The organism is Amycolatopsis sp. NBC_00348, from assembly GCF_036114655.1.
Taxonomy (GTDB): domain Bacteria; phylum Actinomycetota; class Actinomycetes; order Mycobacteriales; family Pseudonocardiaceae; genus Amycolatopsis.
On record NZ_CP107994.1, the window covers coordinates 8,109,975 to 8,126,837 of the forward strand.

The 16,863-nt window shown below is 70.1% G+C and carries 18 protein-coding genes; 9 read left to right on the top strand and 9 right to left on the bottom strand.

The features are described from left to right. Positions 1 to 30 precede the first annotated feature (30 nt). The 4 genes from OHS58_RS35915 (at position 31) to OHS58_RS35930 (ending at position 3,015) form a co-directional block, all read left to right on the top strand. Positions 31 to 603 (top strand): RNA polymerase sigma factor, encoded by a 573-nt coding sequence (locus tag OHS58_RS35915; protein ID WP_247063810.1) that lies wholly within the window; start codon positions 31 to 33, stop codon positions 601 to 603. A 91-nt stretch (positions 604 to 694) separates the two neighbouring features. Then, positions 695 to 1,846 (top strand): N-acetylglucosamine-6-phosphate deacetylase, encoded by a 1,152-nt coding sequence (nagA, locus tag OHS58_RS35920; RefSeq protein ID WP_326951713.1) that lies wholly within the window; start codon positions 695 to 697, stop codon positions 1,844 to 1,846. A 23-nt stretch (positions 1,847 to 1,869) separates the two neighbouring features. Continuing rightward, on the top strand, positions 1,870 to 2,259 hold the full coding sequence (locus OHS58_RS35925; RefSeq protein ID WP_326945223.1) for a hypothetical protein: 390 nt from the start codon (positions 1,870 to 1,872) through the stop codon (positions 2,257 to 2,259). A 45-nt stretch (positions 2,260 to 2,304) separates the two neighbouring features. Further along, positions 2,305 to 3,015, top strand: coding sequence for a DedA family protein (locus OHS58_RS35930; RefSeq protein WP_326956586.1), 711 nt, complete (start codon positions 2,305 to 2,307; stop codon positions 3,013 to 3,015). Positions 3,016 to 3,079: 64 nt separating this feature from the next. On the opposite strand, the gene OHS58_RS35935 is transcribed toward OHS58_RS35930, so the two are convergent. Continuing rightward, positions 3,080 to 4,471: an FAD-binding oxidoreductase gene (locus OHS58_RS35935; protein WP_326945225.1), complete on the bottom strand. Its 1,392-nt coding sequence runs from the start codon at positions 4,469 to 4,471 to the stop codon at positions 3,080 to 3,082. A gap of 131 nt (positions 4,472 to 4,602) precedes the next feature. Beyond that, complete coding sequence (locus OHS58_RS35940; RefSeq protein ID WP_328645407.1) at positions 4,603 to 5,028, bottom strand: PPOX class F420-dependent oxidoreductase; 426 nt, start codon at positions 5,026 to 5,028, stop codon at positions 4,603 to 4,605. A 264-nt stretch (positions 5,029 to 5,292) separates the two neighbouring features. On the opposite strand from OHS58_RS35940, the gene OHS58_RS35945 reads away from it, so the two are divergent. From OHS58_RS35945 to OHS58_RS35960, 4 genes are all read left to right on the top strand, one after another. Continuing rightward, positions 5,293 to 5,826 carry a MarR family winged helix-turn-helix transcriptional regulator gene (locus tag OHS58_RS35945; RefSeq protein ID WP_247059290.1) on the top strand — a complete coding sequence of 178 codons (534 nt, stop codon included), beginning with the start codon at positions 5,293 to 5,295 and terminating at the stop codon, positions 5,824 to 5,826. After that, positions 5,823 to 8,414: an MFS transporter gene (locus tag OHS58_RS35950; RefSeq protein ID WP_326945227.1), complete on the top strand. Its 2,592-nt coding sequence runs from the start codon at positions 5,823 to 5,825 to the stop codon at positions 8,412 to 8,414. The genes OHS58_RS35945 and OHS58_RS35950 overlap by 4 nt, the downstream gene beginning before the upstream one ends. After that, a complete protein-coding gene (locus tag OHS58_RS35955; protein WP_326945228.1) occupies positions 8,411 to 9,232 on the top strand; it encodes a YceI family protein in 822 nt (273 codons plus the stop codon). Before OHS58_RS35950 ends, OHS58_RS35955 begins: the two co-directional genes overlap by 4 nt. Positions 9,233 to 9,362: 130 nt before the next feature. Next, positions 9,363 to 10,040, top strand: a complete 678-nt coding sequence (locus OHS58_RS35960) for a DedA family protein (RefSeq protein WP_328645408.1) — start codon at positions 9,363 to 9,365, stop codon at positions 10,038 to 10,040. A gap of 1 nt (position 10,041) precedes the next feature. On the opposite strand, the gene OHS58_RS35965 is transcribed toward OHS58_RS35960, so the two are convergent. The 7 genes from OHS58_RS35965 to OHS58_RS35995 form a co-directional block, all read right to left on the bottom strand. Next, positions 10,042 to 10,455, bottom strand: coding sequence for a VOC family protein (locus tag OHS58_RS35965; RefSeq protein WP_247059298.1), 414 nt, complete (start codon positions 10,453 to 10,455; stop codon positions 10,042 to 10,044). Positions 10,456 to 10,631: 176 nt separating this feature from the next. After that, the gene (locus tag OHS58_RS35970) at positions 10,632 to 11,375 is read right to left on the bottom strand and encodes an SDR family oxidoreductase (protein WP_328645409.1); all 744 of its coding nucleotides are present in this window, start codon (positions 11,373 to 11,375) and stop codon (positions 10,632 to 10,634) included. Next, the gene (locus tag OHS58_RS35975; protein WP_247059300.1) at positions 11,372 to 12,007 is read right to left on the bottom strand and encodes a nucleoside/nucleotide kinase family protein; all 636 of its coding nucleotides are present in this window, start codon (positions 12,005 to 12,007) and stop codon (positions 11,372 to 11,374) included. Before OHS58_RS35975 ends, OHS58_RS35970 begins: the two co-directional genes overlap by 4 nt. Beyond that, entirely contained in the window at positions 12,004 to 12,864 is an 861-nt protein-coding gene (locus OHS58_RS35980; RefSeq protein WP_328645410.1) for a PfkB family carbohydrate kinase, read from the bottom strand. The genes OHS58_RS35975 and OHS58_RS35980 overlap by 4 nt, the downstream gene beginning before the upstream one ends. Beyond that, positions 12,861 to 13,670, bottom strand: coding sequence for an ATP-binding cassette domain-containing protein (locus tag OHS58_RS35985; RefSeq protein WP_247059304.1), 810 nt, complete (start codon positions 13,668 to 13,670; stop codon positions 12,861 to 12,863). Before OHS58_RS35985 ends, OHS58_RS35980 begins: the two co-directional genes overlap by 4 nt. Beyond that, on the bottom strand, positions 13,667 to 14,665 hold the full coding sequence (locus OHS58_RS35990) for an ABC transporter permease (RefSeq protein WP_328645411.1): 999 nt from the start codon (positions 14,663 to 14,665) through the stop codon (positions 13,667 to 13,669). The genes OHS58_RS35985 and OHS58_RS35990 overlap by 4 nt, the downstream gene beginning before the upstream one ends. Next, a complete protein-coding gene (locus tag OHS58_RS35995; RefSeq protein ID WP_328645412.1) occupies positions 14,662 to 15,678 on the bottom strand; it encodes a substrate-binding domain-containing protein in 1,017 nt (338 codons plus the stop codon). Before OHS58_RS35995 ends, OHS58_RS35990 begins: the two co-directional genes overlap by 4 nt. A 118-nt stretch (positions 15,679 to 15,796) precedes the next feature. Between OHS58_RS35995 and OHS58_RS36000 the strand changes: the two genes are divergently transcribed. Then, positions 15,797 to 16,834 (top strand): LacI family DNA-binding transcriptional regulator, encoded by a 1,038-nt coding sequence (locus OHS58_RS36000; protein ID WP_247059310.1) that lies wholly within the window; start codon positions 15,797 to 15,799, stop codon positions 16,832 to 16,834. The last annotated feature ends 29 nt before the right edge of the window (positions 16,835 to 16,863 follow it).

Here is a 16,863-nt window from a genome sequence, read left to right on the forward strand (position 1 = left end):
CAAACCGGGGTCGAGGACAGGCAGGGGTTCATGCTCGAAGGCAATGCGGAACGCAGTGTCGAGGCGACCCTCGGCCACTTGCGGGTCATGGACGGACCGGCGCCGGTGCAGACGCCGGCGCCGCTGAACCTCGAAGACCTCTACCGCCAGCACCGGATGCGGCTGGTCCGGCTGGCGATTCTGCTGGTGGACGAGCCCGCGACCGCGGAAGACGTGGTCCAGGAGGCCTTCACCGGCCTGCACCGCAACTGGGGCCGGCTGCGTGACGCCGCCGCTGCTGTCGGTTACCTGCGCACCGCCGTGGTCAACGGGTCGCGCAGCGTGCTGCGCCGCCGCAAGACCGCCCGGGAGTACGTGCCGCCGCACGCGGTCAACGCGCGGTCCGCGGAGAGCCTCGCGATGCTCTCCAGCGAGCACCAGGCCGTGGTCAGCGCGCTGTCCAAGCTGCCGCCCCGCCAGCGCGAGGTGCTGGTGCTGCGTTACTACGGCGGACTGAGCGAAGCCGAGATCTCTGAGGCCGCAGGCATTTCGAAGGGTACCGTCAAGTCGACCGCCAGCCGGGCGCTCGAGGCCCTCCAGAAGGCCATGCAGGCCCCACAGTGACCCGGGTGGACCATCCCGATCACTGAGTCGTATCACCATGCTTGGTCCAGACCAATATATGCTGGGGTGCGTGAGAGGCGCCGGAGATTTCGTGATCATGGGCGGCCGGGTCGCCGCCCCGGACCGTGTACTCGACGACGGCTGGGTAGCCGTCTCCGACGGGCGGATCGCCGGCGTGGGTTCGGGGACCCCGCCGTCCGGCGAGCACGTGGACGTCGGCGGGGCACTGGTCGTACCTGGATTCGTCGATACCCACTGCCACGGCGGGGGAGGTGCTTCGTTCACCTCCCTCGATCCCGAAGAGCTGTTGACGGCGGTGCGAGCGCACCGCCGTCACGGCACCACGACCATGCTCGCCAGCCTGGTCTCCGATCCGGTGGACATCCTGCGTGAGCAGGTGGCCGCGCTGCGTGAGATCGTCCAGGACGGCGAGGTCGCGGGCATCCACCTGGAGGGGCCCTTCATCTCGAAGGCCCGCTGCGGGGCCCACGACCCGGAGACGCTGCTCGAGCCCGACACAGGCACGGTCGACAAGCTGCTGCGGGCCGGCCAGGGCGCGATCCGGATGGTCACCATCGCCCCCGAGCTGTACGGCGGCGTGAAGGCCGTCCGCCAGCTGGCCGAATCGGGCGTCATCGCCGCCATCGGGCACACCGACGGCGTCGAGGAGCAGCTGCTGCCGGCGATCGACGCCGGCGCGAGCGTCGCGACGCACCTGTTCAACGGCATGCGCCCGCTGCACCACCGCGAGCCCGGCCCGGTCGGCGCGCTGCTGGACGACGAGCGCATCACCATCGAGCTCATCTGCGACCTGGTGCACCTGCACCCGACCGTGGTGCGGCTGGCCGCCAAGCACGCGGGGCGCAACCGGACGGTGCTCATCACCGACGCGATGTCGGCCACCGACGCCGCCGACGGCCGCTACACGCTGGGCCGGCTCGAGGTCGACGTGCACGACGGCGTCGCCACCCTCGCGGACAACGGTTCGCTGGCCGGCAGCACCCTGACGATGGACACCGCCTTCCGCAACCTCCTCAACGGTGCGAAACTCGGCATCCTCGACGCCGTGCACGCGACATCGCTGCGGCCCGCCGAGCTGCTCGGCATCGCCGACCGCACCGGCTCGCTCACGCCGGGCAAGGTCGCGGACATCGTCGTGCTCGACACGGACCTGCGGCCGGCCAAGGTGCTGCGGCGGGGACAATGGGTCGCCGAGGTGGGAACGGCTACCTTGAGCACCTGAACGACCACGAGGAGACGGGCGGGATGAGCGAGCCGAAGGACCCCGAGCAGCTGCTGGCGGACGCCCTTCGCGCGCAAGCCGTCTTCGCCCCGCAGGTGTCGCCCGCCCCGGCCCGGGACTCCGAGCCGGGTACCGACGCCGTGCCCACGGACGCGCTGGCCACCCCCGCCGAGCTGCCCTCGGCGTACGGGCTGCTTTCCGGCGCCAGCGCGGACTCCCTCGAACGGGAACGCGCGGCGCTGGACGACGCCGACGCCGACGCGCCCACGACGTTCACCCCGCGCCCGGAGCCGGAGACCGTCCGGCAGCCGGCGTCGTCCGGCGCGCAGCTCCCGGCGTACTGGATCCTGATGCTGGCGGTCCTGCTGGGCCTCGCCGCGGGGTCCGTGGTGGGCCTGCTCACCCTGGTCTGAACGGGTCTTATCAGGCACTCAGGGTGACCCTGTACCGTTTTTGAGGTGATTCTCGCCCAGAGCACGGTCAACACGATGTCGCTGCTGCCGTCATGGCTGGACCCGCAGCACTTGCTGAGCGGCCTGACTACGCCGGTCCTGGCGGTGCTGTGCCTGATCATCTTCATCGAGAGCAGCGTCTTCCCGGTGCTGCCCGGTGACTCCCTGCTGTTCACCGCCGGCCTGTTCATCGCGAACGGCACCCTCGACGCCTCGCTGTGGCTGGTGTGTGTGCTGGTCACGGTCGCGGCGCTGCTCGGCAACGTCGTCGGGTACTACCTCGGCTACTTCGCCGGGCCCAAGCTGTTCAACCGGCCGGACTCGAAGTTCTTCAAGCGCGAGTACATCGACAAGACGCACGAGTTCCTGGAGAAGCACGGCCCCAAGGCGGTCGTGCTGGCCCGGTTCGTGCCCTTCGTCCGGACGTTCATCACCTGGATCGCCGGCATCGGCCGGATGGATCCGAAGCGTTACTTCACGTACACGGTCATCGGCGGCATCCTGTGGGCCGCGGGCATCACGATCCTCGGGTCGCTGCTCGGGAACATCGGCTTCATCCGGAACAACGTCGACTCGATCTTCGTGCTGATCGTGCTGGTCTCGGTCGTCCCGATCCTGTTCGAGTACCTCAAGTCGCGGCGCGAGAAGAAGGCGTCGGCCGCGATGGCGTCGTCCGACCCCGAGGTCACGCAGCGCATCCCGCGCATCAAGGACTGACTTTCCGAAGACGGCGAAGGGCCCTCACCGGTCGGCGGTGAGGGCCCTTCGCCGTTCCACGGGATCAGGTCATCGAGAACATCGAGCCGGGGTTGAACAGGTTCTCCGGATCGAGGGCCCGCTTGATCTCCCGGTGGACGCGCATCCCGACCGGGCCGATCTCGCGTTCCAGCCACTCGCGCTTGATCTTGCCGACGCCGTGCTCGCCGGTCACGGTGCCGCCGAGCGAGAGCCCGATCTCGAGGATCTCGTCGAACGCGCGCTGGGCGCGGGCGAACTCGTCCGGGTCTTCGGGCCGGTAGACGATCGTGGGGTGCATGTTGCCGTCGCCGGCGTGCCCGACCACGGCGATCCGCAGGCCGACGTCTTCGCTGACCTTCTCGCAGCCGCGGATGAGCTCGGCGATGCGCGTGCGCGGCACGCAGACGTCGTCGGTGAGCCAGAGGCCGTAGGTCTCCAGGGCCGTCAGCACGACCCGGCGGGCCTGCAGCAGCATCCGGCCTTCTTCGAGGTCCTCGGTGGTGTACGCGAGGTCGGCCCCGCAGTCGACGCAGATCTGCTCGAGCTTGGCCAGCTCGCGACGGGCGACCTCGCCGCCGGCGTCGGACTGGCCGAGCAGCAGGGCCCGGCAGTCCGAGCCCGCGCCGAGGTCGGTCTTGAGGTAGGCCTCGGACGCCTTGATCGAGGACGCGTCCATGATCTCCAGCAGCGACGGCACGAGCCCTTCACGGACGACCCGCGCGACGGCCTCACCGGCGGCTTCGGTGCTGCTGAAGCCCGCGACGAACGTCGCCGGCGCCTGCGGCAGCGGCTTGAGCTGCACAGTCGCCTGCGTGATGACGCCGAGCGTGCCCTCGCTGCCGACGAACAGCCGCGCGAGGTCGTACCCGGCGACCCCCTTCACGGTCCGCCGCCCGGTCCGGAGGATCTCGCCGTCCGCCAAGACGACTTCGAGGCCGAGGACGGAGTCGGTGGTGACGCCGTACTTCACGCAGCAGAGGCCGCCGGCGTTGGTGGCGAGGTTGCCGCCGAGGGTGCACCAGTCGTAGCTGGACGGGTCCGGCGGGTAGAAGAGGCCGTGCTTCTCGACGGCGTTGCGGAAGTCCAGGTTGACGACCCCGGGCTGGACGACGGCCAGCCGGTTCCCGGCGTCGATCTCGACGATCTCGTTGAGCTTGGTCAGCGCGAGCACCACGCAGCCCTCGATGGCGTTGGCGGCGCCGGACAGCCCGCTCCCCGCCCCGCGCGGCACGATCGGCACCTTCGCCTCGGCGCAGGCCTTCACGACGGCCTGCACCTGCTCGGTGTTCTCGGGCAGCACCACGGCCAGCGGCGTGCCCGAGGGCGCGAGCGGCATCATGTCGCGCGAGTACGACGCCGTGACGTCGGAGTCGGTGAGCACGGCGCTCTTGCCGAGCAGGTCGCGGAGCCGGGTGACCAAAGCTTCGTCGCTCATGACTTCATGGTAAGCCCGGATAGTCCGCACTGCGGAAATCTTCTTTCGAATCCGCCCGGTCCGCGCAATGCCGTGAAGGGCACCTTCAGGGACATACAAGCCATGAGGGTGCCCTTCAGGACAAGCCCGGGTCAGCGGATCACGCCGAAGACCTTGTCGAAGTGCAGGGTCAGCAGTACGCGCTGGTCGGTGACCATGGCCTCGCGGTACTCGGCCCAGTTCGGGTGCTCGCCCGCCGCGCGGCGGTAGTAGTCGACCAGCGCCTCCACGGTCGCGTCGTCCGGCGCGGCGGCCGGCTGCGTCAGCTCCGCGCGGGCCTCGGCGACCACGTAGCTCCAGCCGTCCTCGCTGCCCACGTGGTAGGTGACCCGCGGGTCGCGGCGCATGTTCTTCGTCTTCGCCCGGGTCTCGGTGATGGACGCGGTGACGGTGTCCGTCTCCGGGTTGTAGAGGTGGGTGATGGTGGACAGCTGCGGCCGGCCGTCGCGGCGGATGGTGGCCAGGACGCCGTGGCGGCGCGCGGTGATGAATTCCTTCAACGCTGTGTCGTCGGTCATACCCCTTCCAACCCGTCGGCGCCGTCGTTGTTCCGCAGTCCGGAGGACGCGCTCACACGGCCGGGTGTCACCCATAAGCGCAGCTCAGCGCCCTCGAACCGCACAGAAGCGACAAACTGGGGCACGGGAATCTGCTTGCATACGGCAACTAAAGTGTGTTGTGACACATCGGGCGGTCCTCGCTTGCAGAACCGTCCGTAAAGGCACATCCTTGCCTGAGGCAACTAGTTGCAGCCGCCAACCAAAGCCGCGTGAGGACCAACCATGGCACCCGACAGCTCAGCAGCAGCCCGGCCACGGGCCGAACTGGATCTGGCCGACTCGCTCGGCCATGAGCTCGTGCGCTTCATCCGGTTGATCAACAAGGCGAAGTCCCAGGTCTCCAAGCAGGGACCGGACGGGATCGAGCGGGCGGCCTACGCGATCCTCTTCACCCTCATCCACGAGGGCCCGCAGCGCACCAGCCGGCTGGCCGAGTCGCTGCACGCCGAGATCTCGACGATCAGCAGGCAGTCGAGCTCGCTCGTCCAGCACGGCCTGGTCGAGCGCCAGGCCGACCCCGAGGACGGGCGGGCCTGCCTGCTCGCGCCGACAGCCGAGGGCCTCCGGGTGTTCGAAGAGAACCGCAAGCAACGCAATCAGTGGCTGGCCGAAGTGCTCGAGGACTGGTCGGAAACGGACCGCCAGAACCTCAACCGGCTCTTCGGCCGGCTCAACACAGGTATCGAGAAACACTCTCCACAGCTGGCGGACGCGCAGGCGCCGACCGCTGCACCGGCCAAGGGGGCCACTGCATGAGCACCACCGTCGAAAAACCCGATCTGCCATTGCCGTCGAAGGCCTTGCCGCAGCTGAGCCACCGCCAGATCGTCACGATCCTGAGCGGGCTGATGTGCGGCATGTTCCTGGCGGCGCTCGACCAGACGATCGTCGGCACGTCGATCGTCAAGATCGCCAACGACCTGCACGGCTTCGACCTGCAGGCGTGGGCCACCACGGCGTACCTGATCACCTCGACGATCGTCACGCCGATCTACGGCAAGCTGTCCGACATCTACGGCCGCAAGCCGTTCTACCTCGCCGCGATCACGATCTTCGTCGCCGGTTCGCTGGCCTCGAGCTTCTCGACGTCGATGTACGAGCTGGCCTCGTTCCGCGCGGTCCAGGGCCTCGGCGCCGGCGGTCTGATGTCGCTGGCCATGACCATCATCGGTGACGTCGTCCCGCCGCGGGAACGCCCGCGGTACCAGGGTTACATCCTCGCCGTGTTCGGTCTCTCGACCGTGCTGGGCCCGGTGCTGGGCGGCTTCTTCGCCGGCTTCGACACCCTGGCCGGCATCTCCGGCTGGCGCTGGGTCTTCCTGATCAACGTCCCGATCGGCATCATCGCGCTGTTCGTCGTGGCGAAGGTGCTGAACGTGCCGCACGAGCGCCACGACCAGAAGATCGACTGGTGGGGCGCGCTGGCGCTCGTCGTCGCGGTCGTGCCGTTCCTGATCGTCGCCGAGCAGGGCCAGAAGTGGGGCTGGGGCGACGGCAAGGCGATCCTCTGCTACGTCGTGGGCGGCGTCGGCGTGATCGCGTTCATCCTGATCGAACGGCTGATGAAGGACGCCGCGCTGATCCCGCTGCGGCTGTTCAAGAACTCGACGTTCACCGTGGCCATCATCGGCGGTGTCATCGTCGGTGTGGCGATGTTCGGCGCGATCACGATGATCCCGCAGTTCATGCAGGTCGTGCAGGGCTACACGCCGACCGAGTCCGGGTTGCTGATGCTGCCGCTGATGGCGGGCATCATGACCAGCTCGATCGTCTCCGGCCGGATCACGTCCAAGACCGGGCACTACAAGATCTTCCCGATCCTCGGCACCCTGCTGATCGCGGTCGGCGCGTTCTTCTTCGCGCAGGTCGAGTACAACTCGGCGCTGTGGCACCCGCTGGTCGCCGCGGCCATCATCGGCCTCGGCCTCGGCCAGTGCATGCAGACGCTGGTCATCGCGGTGCAGAACGCCGGCCCGCGCAGCGACATGGGCGCCTCGACCGCGTCGGCGACGTTCTTCCGCCAGATCGGTGGTACCGCCGGTGTCGCGATCTTCCTGACGATCCTGTTCAACACGCTGGGCCCGAACATCACCAAGGCCTTCGGCGGCAAGCTGCCGGCGGGTGCGGGTGCCGGGGTCGCCAACCTGTCCGAGAACACCAGCGGCATCCAGGACCTGCCCGAGGCGATCAAGACCCCGGTGCTGATCGGCTTCACCGAGTCGATCACCACGGTGTTCTACGTCGCGGGCGCGGTGGCCCTGCTGGCCACCGTCGTGCTGCTGTTCATGAAGGAGATCCCGCTGGCCGGGATGAACCCCGCCGCGGCGGCGGTCGAAGGCGGCGAAGCGTTCCTCGACGCCGATGCCGAGGCCGACGACTTCGCGGACGCGCCCACCGAGATCGTCGAGCCGGTCCGCCCGCTCGACCGCGAACCGGCGCTCGTGGGCGGCGGGAAGCACGCACTGAGCAACGGGCACGGTGACTACCAGGCCGTGTCGGGCGCGCTGCCGATCACGAACTCGATCTCGGACGCCGAAATCGACACTCCGGTCGGCGCGGGTGGCGTGCCGGTCATCGGGCACGTGCGCCGCCAGGACGGCAGCCACGTGGCGGGCGCCGCGCTCACCCTGATCGACCAGCGCGGCCGCCAGGTCGCGCGGGCCACCGGATCGGGCGACGGCAGCTACTCGGTGCCCAGCCAGGGCCCGGGCGCCTACGTCCTGATCGTGTCGGCCCACGGCCACCAGCCGCAGGCCTCCAGCGTCGTGATCGGCAACGGGCCGGCGACGGTCGACGTCACGCTCACCGGGTCCGGCGAGCTGACCGGCACCGTGAAGGCCGCCGCCACCGGCGCGCCGCTGGCGAGCGTCACGGTCACCCTGACCGACAGCCGCGGCGAGGTGAACGGCGCGTTCATCACGACCACGGACGGCACCTACGCCTTCATCGGCGTCGGCGCCGGGGCCTACACCCTGGTCGCCAGCGGCCCGGGCTACCGGCCCGTCGCGGTGACGCTCACCGTGCCGGATAGCGGCGTGCTGCGCCACGACGTCGAGCTGGCCAGCTCGGTGCTCCTCGCGGGCACCGCGCGGACCGAGGGCGACCGGATCGTCCCGGACGCGCGGATCACCGTGCTCGACCCCGAAGGCAACGTGGCCGCCGTGGCCCGGACCGACAGCGAAGGCCGGTACCTGGTCAGCGACCTGCCCGCGGGCGCCTACACCGTGGTCGCGAGCGGCTACCCGCCGGCGACCAGCCAGGTGGAGCTGACCGGTGGCGAAGCGGACCACGACGTCCGGCTGAGCTACGACCAGGCCCTCGACGAGCTGGTCGACCGGTCATGACCGGACTGCGCGCCACCCTGCGCACGGCCGAGGGCTGGGCGGTGGAGCACGCGGTGCTCACCGTCACGGACCCGGCCGGGCGCCAGGTCTCGCGGCAGGCGGCCGACGTCCGCGGCGAGGTGGCCACCGACGCGCTCGCGCCGGGCACCTACACCGCGGTCGTCACGGCGGCCGGGTACACCCCGGTCGCCCGGATGGCGCAGATCGCCTCGGACGGCACCGGCTCGCTCGGCGACGTCGTGCTGGCCCCGGTCGCCGAGGCGATCGACCTGCCGCCCGCCGGGGCGTGGACGATCGACCCGATGCACTCGTCGGTCGTCGCGACCGCCCGCCACCTGGGCATCGCGAGCATCAAGGCGCGGTTCCCGGACGTGTCGGGCCGGCTCGAGATCGGCCGCCCGGCCGAGCAGTCGTCGGTGCACGCCGAGATCAAGGCGGCGAGCATCGACACCGGCATCCGGATGCGCGACGACCACCTGCGGTCGCCGGACTTCCTCGACGTCGACGTCCACCCGGTGATCACGTTCGCGAGCCGGGGGATGCGCCAGCGGGGCGTGGACTCGTGGACGCTGGTCGGCGACCTGACGCTGCACGGCGAGCGCCGCGAGATCGAGCTGGAGCTGACCTACGGCGGCTGGGGCCCGGACCCGTGGGGCGGCGTCCGCGTCGCGTTCCACGCCGAGACGCAACTGCACCGCAACGACTTCGCGATCAACTACAGCGCGATGGTCCGCGCCGGCGTCGCGGCGGTCGGCACGACGGTGAAGGTCGAGCTGGACATCGAAGCGGTCCAGGGCGAGTCACTGCCGCAGTTCTGAGAAACCCTCGTCGAAGGCCCCCTCACCGCTGGTGAGGGGGCCTTCACGGTTGGTGCGGGGCGCGGCTTCCGGACCGCTCGATTCGGTCGTTGGCCGCGGGGCGTTCACCTGGGGCACGTAGGCTTCGGGGGTGAACGTCGTGAGCGTGGAGGCCGCGGGCGTCGGCGTGAGCTGGCTGGACACCGCCGGGCCCGTGCTCGTCTGGGTGATCGTGCTGAGCTTCGTGCTCGTCGAATGCGCGCTGATCATCGGGCTGTTCCTGCCCGGCGACTCGCTGCTGTTCGGCGCCGGCGTGGTGCTGGCCCAGCACGGCTCGGACCTCAACGCGTGGCTGCTGTCGGGCGCCGCGCTGATCGTCGCCGTGCTCGGCAACCAGATCGGTTACTACATCGGGCGCACCGGTGGCTCCAAGCTGATCGCGCGGCGCGACGGCAAGGTGCTCAACCGGCAGAGCCTCGAACGCGCGCAGGAGTTCCTGGACCGCCGGGGCTTCTTCGCGATCGTCGCCGCGCGGTGGATCCCGTGGATCCGCACGCTCGCGCCGCTCATCGCCGGGGCCGCCCGGATGGACCCGCGCCGGTTCATGCTGGCGACGGCGCTCAGCGGGCTGCTCTGGGTGCCGACGCTCGTGCTGCTCGGCTACTACGGCGCCGGCCTGCTGGACGTGCTGCCGTGGCTGAAGACGGCCGCGCTCTGGGCCAGCGTGGCGTTCTTCGTGTTCGGGACCGCGTACGGCGTGCTGCGCTACCGCCAGGAAATGCGCCGTCCCGTCGAAAAGGCCGATGAGACGGACGACGCGCGCGCCTGACTCAGAGTTCCGGGTCGGCCCAGATCTCCAGCTGGATGCCGTCGGGGTCGCGGAACACGACCACCCGGGATCCCTCGAAGGTGCGCGACGGCGCGGCCGGCAGGTAGGAGACGCCGAACTCGGCGAGCCGGTCCTCCCACTCGACCAGCTCGGTCACCGAACCCACCTTGAACGCGACGTGGTCCAGCCCGGTCCGGCGTTCGTCGAAGCCGCGTCGGCCGGTGTCGGCGTGCTGCACCAGCACGACGGAGAACTCGTCCCCGGCGGAGCGCAGCACGACCTTCCGCAGTCCCGTGTCCGGCTCTTCGCGCCGGGTGACCTCCTCGAGGTCCAGGACCCGGGCGTACCACGGCACACTGCGGTCGACGTCGGTCACGGTCAGCGCCAGGTGGTGCACGGACATGAGTTTCGCCATGGCTTTCGAAGCCGTCCTTTCGCGTGGCGGCTCCCCAGAGTTGCACAGCGTTCGCTTGGCAAAACGTCGGTGACCAAGTTCCCGGGACAATCGTGATCTCGCCGTCTCCGGCCGTCCCAGTACGCGGACGCTGGTGACCGACCGTTATTTCGAGGTATCGTAACGTACGCGCACGATCACCGACCGCCACCGACGGCCAGCACCGCGCCGGTGGTGAACGACGCCGCCGGCGACAGCAGCCAGAGCACCGCTTCGGCGATCTCGACCGGCTGGCCGGCGCGGCCCATCGGGATCAGCGGGGCGTACTTCGCCATCCGGTCCGGCAGGCCGGCCGCCGCGTGCAGCCCGGTGTGGATCATCCCGGGCGCGACGGCGTTGACCCGGACGTCCTCACCCGCGACCTCCTGGGCGAGCCCGAAGGTCAGGGTGTCGACGGCGGCCTTCGACGCGGCGTAGTGCACCCACTCCCCGGCCGAGCCGGTGCGCGCGGCCGTCGAGGAGATGTTGACGATCGCGCCGCCCGCGCCGCCGTGCCGCGTCGACATCCGGCGGACCGCCTCGCGGCAGCAGAGGAAGACGCCGGTGACGTTCACGTCGAGGGTGCGCCGGACGACGTCGACCTCGTACCCGTCGAGCCGGCCGGGGGTGTTTCCCGTGGTGGCGGCGTTGTTGACCAGCGCGTCGACCGGCCCGAGGGACGCGGCGGCGTCGAACAACGCGCGCACGTCGTCCTCGGCCGAGACGTCGGCGCGGACCGCCAGCGCTCGCTGCCCGAAGGCCCGCACGCGCTCCGCGACCTCCTCCGCGGGCGCGGCAGCACCCGAGAAGTTGACGACGACGTCGTACCCCCGCGATGCGGCCAGTTCACAGATGGCGGCACCGATCCCCCGGCTGCCGCCGGTGACGATCAGGACGCTCACAGCGCGAAGTTGACCAGCGGGAGGTTCTCCAGCACGAGGTCCGCGCGGTCCCGCGTCTGCGTGATCAGGTCGGCGTTGCGCTGGTCCGAGCCGAGGGCCCGCTGGCGCGCCTCGACGAGCGAACGGCCGTAACGGCGGTGGCGCGACACCAGCCGTTCGATGCGTTCGGGCTCGTCCGGCGCGAGGAACCAGGCCTCGGTGAGCAGCGGCCGGATGGCGCTCCACGGGTCGTCCGGCAGCAGGAGGTAGTTGCCCTCCGTGATGACCAGCTGGACCTCCGGGGCGACGGCGACCGCGCCCGCGATCGGCTCTTCGATCTCGCGGCGGAACTCCGGCGCGTACACCGTCTCGCGGCCTTCGGCGAGGCGGCGGATCAGGTGGTAGTAGCCGGCCGCGTCGAAGGTGTCCGGCGCGCCCTTGCGCTCGGCGCGGCCGAGCCGGCGCAGCTCGACCTGCGCCAGGTGGAAACCGTCCATCCCGACCACGGCGGCGCGCGAACCGAGCGCGTTGGCCAGCGCCCAGGCCAGCGTGGTCTTGCCGGACGCGGGCGCCCCGATGATGCCGAGCACGTTGCGCTGCCCGCGCACGGTCAGCCCCTCGGCCCGGGCGAGCAGGTCGTCGAACGCCGTCATGTCCTGTTCCTTCCTGCGATCGCGGTCGTCCAAGACCGCGGTCCCACAAACCGCACCCGTTCGGCGGCCACCTCGTTGGCAAAGCGGATCCGGTCCGCCACCGTGTGTTCTCGCGCCACGGCGACGGCGAGCGCGCCGTGCCAGACGTCTCCCGCACCTAGTGTGTCCCGCGCTTCGACGGCCGGCACGGGCACCTCTCCCGAACGCCCGTCCGCGGTCGACCACCGCACCGGACCAGGGCCGGACGTGGTGATGACGGTCGGCACGCCCCGCTGGTGGAGGCCGGGTTCCGGTGCCCGGAAGTGCGCGGAGCAGGCGGCGACGTCGACCAGCGGCAGCAGCGCGTCGAGCACGGGCTTCCAGCTCCCGGCGTCGAGCACGACCGGCACACCCGCGGCCCTGGCCGCCTTCGCGACGTCCAGCGCGAGTTCCGGAAGATGCCCGTCCAGCAGCACCACATCAGCCCCACCAACCCCGCCAGCCCCAAAAAACCGATCTTTCGCCAGGAAAGTGCGGTCTTCGGCGTTGCGGGAGACGACCGTGCGCTCGCCGTCGCGGTCGCGGACGGCGACGGCGCTGACCGGCGGTGGATCGGGGTGTTCGGGGGCCAGGTCGACGACCTGGACGCCGTGGGTTTCGAGGTCGGCGCGGGCGAGCGCCGCCAGCGGGTGTGCACCGAGGACCGTCAGCAGCGTCGCCTCGGCCCCGAGCGCGGCGGCCGTCACCGCGGCGTTCGTCGCGGGCCCCCCGGCCGCGACGTCCACCTGCAGCGACTGCACCTTCTCGCCCGGTGCCGGAAGCTCCGTGACCCGCTGGACGACGTCCACGGTGCACAAGCCCGCCAGCAGCACCCTCATTTCAAGCCGGCCACGTGGGTCGCGGCAGCCGCCTCTTCGATCTCGCCGTTCTCGTTGAGCCGCAACGCCCCCGTGAGCAGGCCGACGACCTGGTTCATCGAGTGCGTCTTCGGCGAGACGACCGCGACGCGCTTGCCGAGGCGGTGCACGTGGATGCGGTCGGCGATGTCGAACACGTGCGGCATGTTGTGGCTGATCAGCACCACCGGCAGGCCGCGGTCGCGGATCCGGCCGATCAGGTCGAGCACCTTGCCGGACTCGGCGACGCCGAGCGCGGCGGTGGGCTCGTCCATGATCACGGCCTTGGTGCCGAACGCCGCCGCGCGCGCGACGGCGACCCCCTGGCGCTGGCCACCGGAGAGCGTCTCCACGAGCTGGGTGATCGACTTGATGTTGATGCCCAGTTCGTCGAGGATCCGCTGCGCCTCGGACCGCATGGTGGCGGTGTCGAGCTTGCGGAACAGCCCGAACGCACCGCCGATGCGCTTCTCGCGGCCGAGGAACATGTTCGACGCGATGTCCAGCGCGGGCGCGACGGCGAGATCCTGGTACACCGTCTCGATCCCGTACTGGCGAGCGTCCAACGGGGACTTGAAGTGGACGGTCTCACCGTCCACTTTGATCTCGCCCTCGTCCGGGATAACCGCCCCGGACAGGGTTTTGATGAGTGACGACTTCCCGGCACCGTTGTCGCCGACGACGGCGAGCACCTCGCCGGGGAGCAGGTCGAAGTCGGCGCCGTCGATGGCGGTCACCCGGCCGTAGCGTTTCACCAGGCCACGGGCCTGCAGGATCGGTTCGGTCATGACTGCTGCCTCCTCGCGATCCGGTCCACCACGACGGCGGCGATGAGCAGGGCCCCGGTGGCGAGGTCCTGGTAGTTGCCGTCGACGTTCATCTGCGTCAGCCCGGATCGCAGCACCGCCACGACCAGCGCGCCCATCAACGTGCCCAGCACCGAACCGCGGCCGCCGAACAGGCTCGTCCCGCCGAGGACGACGGCGGTGATCGAGTCGAGGTTGCCGAGCTGGAACTGGTTCGGGTCGGCGTTCGGCGTCCGGCCGAGCGCCTGCCACGCGGCGAGGCCGAAGGCGAGGCCCGCCACGATGTACACCGACAGGACCGTGCGGTTGACCTTAATGCCGGACAGCCGCGCGGACTCCGGCGCGTTGCCGACGGCGTAGACGTGCTTGCCCCACGCGGTTTTCGTCAGCGCGTACCAGATCCCGAGGTACATCAGCAGCGCCAGCGTCATGCCGTAGGTGATCGGGATGCCGCCGAAGAGGTAGCGCTTGGTGCCGAGCCACTGCAGCAGGCCGTCGGTCACCGGCACGGCCTGGCCGCCGGCGATCAGCTTGGACACCGCGGTGAGCATGGTGAACGTGCCGAGCGTGATGATGAACGCCGGGAGCTTGATCCGCGTGGCGAGCGAGCCGATGAAGATGCCGACGATGATCGTCAGCACGACGCCGGCCAGCAGCGCGACGAAGCCGTTGGTGCCGGCCGCGGCCAGCTTCGCCATGATCAGCGTCGCGACGACCATCGACGACGCGTTGGACAGGTCGATGCCCGCGATGAGGATGACGAGCGTCTGGCCCAGCGCGAGTGTCCCGACGACCAGCGACTGCTGGACGACGGTGGAGAGGTTGTCGAGGTCGAAGAAGGTGTCCGTGGACAGCGAGAACACCACGATCGCGACGATCAGCGCGAGTGCCGGGCCGACCGCGGGGGCGCGGAGGAGGAACTCGCCGAGCGACTCACGTTCCTTTGTGGACGAACGAGCGACGGTGGCCGTGGTCATTTCGCGCCTCCCCAGCAGTTCTGCAGGCCCCACGCGGTGTCGTGGCTTTCGACGCCGGGCAGGGGCTTGTCGGTGATCACGGCGGATCCGGTGTTGACGAAGCCCGTCGGCTTCTTGCCGGTCTTCGCGTACTCGACGGCGGCGAGCACACCCTGCTCGGCCATCTTCTTGGGGAACTGCATGACGGTCGCGGCGTAGAGGCCGTCCTTGACGTTCTGGACGCCTTCGCAGCCGCCGTCGATCGAGCCCATGACGATCTGGTTCGTGAGCCCGCGGGCCTTCAGCGCCGCGTTGGCGCCGCGGCCCATCGGCTCGTTCATCGAGTACACGGCGTTGATGTCCGTGGTGCGCTGCAGCAGGTTCTCCATGCCCTGCTGGGCGAGACTCTGGTCGCCGTTGGCCGCGGTGTGGCCCTTGATCTCGGGCGAGCCGTCGGTCAGCCCGATGCCCTTGAGGAAGCCGCCGTGGCGCTGGGTGTCGACCGAGCTGCCGGCCGTGCCGTCGACCATCAGCAGCTTGGGCGGAGTGCCCTTGAGCGCCGCCTTGACGTACGCGCCCTGCTGCTGGCCGGCCGCGAAGTTGTCGGTGGCGAAGGTGGCGTCGACGGCGTCCGGCGGCTCGGTCGCGGTGTCGAGCGCGATGACCAGGATCCCGGCGTCGCGGGCGTCCTTGATCGCCTTCAGCACGCCGGTCGACGAGCTGGGCGTGATGAGGATGGTGTTCGCGCCCTGTTGCACGAGGTTCTCGATGGCGCGGACCTGGCCGTCGTTGTCGCCGTCGAACTGACCGGCGAGGGCGCTGAAATCGGCGCCGTTGGCCTGTGCGGTGGCTTTCGCGGATTCGCGCAACGCCACGAAGTACGGGTTGGTGTCGGTCTTGGTGACCAGGCCGACCTTCGCCTTTCCACTGCCACCGGTGTTCGTGTTGCCACCCCAGTGGCGTTCCACGGTGCACCCGGTCGTCGTGGCGAGGACGGCGGCCAGCGCGAGTGCTGTGAGACTTCGCTGTCTCATGGGTTCCCACCCTTTTATAGGTCGAAGCTTGCCGATGGTCGGGAAGGTAGACAGACTCAACCCCGGACGCAAGCGTTTGCGCAAACGCTTGCCGAGTTACCCCCAGGTAAGGATTGGTATGCCCCAGCCGAGATCATCGCGGCCGACCCAGCGGGACATCGCCGAGCTCGCCGGCGTCTCGATCACGACCGTTTCGCACGTGGTGAACGGAACGCGCGCGGTCGCCGAGGACACCAAGGCGGCGGTGCTGCGGGCGATCGAGACGACCGGCTACACCGGCGACGCCATCGCGCGCTCGCTGGTCACCGGCGGCACCCGCTCGATCGGGATGGCGATCTCGCTCGTCGCGAACCCGTACTTCGCGACGCTGATGCAGGCGATCGAGCGGGAGGCGTCCACGCACGGGTACACCGTGCTGCTGGCCGACACCCACGACACGGTGAACACGGAGCGTGACACGGTCCGGACGTTGCGCTCCCGTCGCGTCGACGGCCTCCTCATCACGCCGGCGCCGGGCGACGGCTCGGTGATCGGCGAGCTGGTCTCCCTCGACGTCCCGACGGTGCTGATCGACCGGCTGACCACCCGCGTCGACGTCGACCAGGTGGGTACGGAGAACATCCAGGCGACGTCGGCGCTGACCGCGCACCTGGCCACGCTCGGGCACCGGCGGATCGGCATGATCAGCGGCGCGCCCGGGCTCTCGACCAGCGAGGAGCGCGTGCTGGGCTACCGGCTGGGGCTCGGCCGCTCCGGGCTGACGTGGTCAGCCGACCTCGTGGCCTGCGGAAACTCGTCGCACGAGGGCGGCGCGCTGGCCGTCAGCCAGCTATTGGCGCTTCCCGAACCGCCGACCGCGCTGGTGGTCGGCAACGACAGCATGATGGTCGGGGTGCTGCACGAAGCGCGGCGGCGCGGGCTCAAGATCGGGCAGGACCTGCCGGTGGTCGTCTACGACGACGTCGAGTGGGCCGACCTGGTGGACCCGCCCCTGACGACGATGGCGCAGCCGATCGAGGAGATCGGCCGGCAGGCGGTGCGGCTGCTGCTGGCGCGCATCAACGACCCGGCCCGCAAGGCCGAAACCGTGCGCCTACCGCCAACCCTGCGTCACCGAGAGTCGTGCGGCTGCCCGGCGGTTCACTCACATCAGTGATTCTGGGGTGTTAAGGCCGCTGCCCGGCC

What these genes read in the sequence shown, in the direction of transcription:
- OHS58_RS35915 (WP_247063810.1), top strand. Translation starts at nt 31, where the DNA reads ATGCTCGAAGGCAATGCGGAACGCAGTGTCGAGGCGACCCTCGGCCAC.
- OHS58_RS35925 (WP_326945223.1), top strand. Translation starts at nt 1,870, where the DNA reads ATGAGCGAGCCGAAGGACCCCGAGCAGCTGCTGGCGGACGCCCTTCGC.
- OHS58_RS35935 (WP_326945225.1), bottom strand. Translation starts at nt 4,471, where the DNA reads ATGAGCGACGAAGCTTTGGTCACCCGGCTCCGCGACCTGCTCGGCAAG.
- OHS58_RS35940 (WP_328645407.1), bottom strand. Translation starts at nt 5,028, where the DNA reads ATGACCGACGACACAGCGTTGAAGGAATTCATCACCGCGCGCCGCCAC.
- OHS58_RS35945 (WP_247059290.1), top strand. Translation starts at nt 5,293, where the DNA reads ATGGCACCCGACAGCTCAGCAGCAGCCCGGCCACGGGCCGAACTGGAT.
- OHS58_RS35950 (WP_326945227.1), top strand. Translation starts at nt 5,823, where the DNA reads ATGAGCACCACCGTCGAAAAACCCGATCTGCCATTGCCGTCGAAGGCC.
- OHS58_RS35955 (WP_326945228.1), top strand. Translation starts at nt 8,411, where the DNA reads ATGACCGGACTGCGCGCCACCCTGCGCACGGCCGAGGGCTGGGCGGTG.
- OHS58_RS35965 (WP_247059298.1), bottom strand. Translation starts at nt 10,455, where the DNA reads ATGGCGAAACTCATGTCCGTGCACCACCTGGCGCTGACCGTGACCGAC.
- OHS58_RS35975 (WP_247059300.1), bottom strand. Translation starts at nt 12,007, where the DNA reads ATGACGGCGTTCGACGACCTGCTCGCCCGGGCCGAGGGGCTGACCGTG.
- OHS58_RS35980 (WP_328645410.1), bottom strand. Translation starts at nt 12,864, where the DNA reads ATGAGGGTGCTGCTGGCGGGCTTGTGCACCGTGGACGTCGTCCAGCGG.
- OHS58_RS35985 (WP_247059304.1), bottom strand. Translation starts at nt 13,670, where the DNA reads ATGACCGAACCGATCCTGCAGGCCCGTGGCCTGGTGAAACGCTACGGC.
- OHS58_RS35990 (WP_328645411.1), bottom strand. Translation starts at nt 14,665, where the DNA reads ATGACCACGGCCACCGTCGCTCGTTCGTCCACAAAGGAACGTGAGTCG.
- OHS58_RS35995 (WP_328645412.1), bottom strand. Translation starts at nt 15,678, where the DNA reads ATGAGACAGCGAAGTCTCACAGCACTCGCGCTGGCCGCCGTCCTCGCC.
- OHS58_RS36000 (WP_247059310.1), top strand. Translation starts at nt 15,797, where the DNA reads ATGCCCCAGCCGAGATCATCGCGGCCGACCCAGCGGGACATCGCCGAG.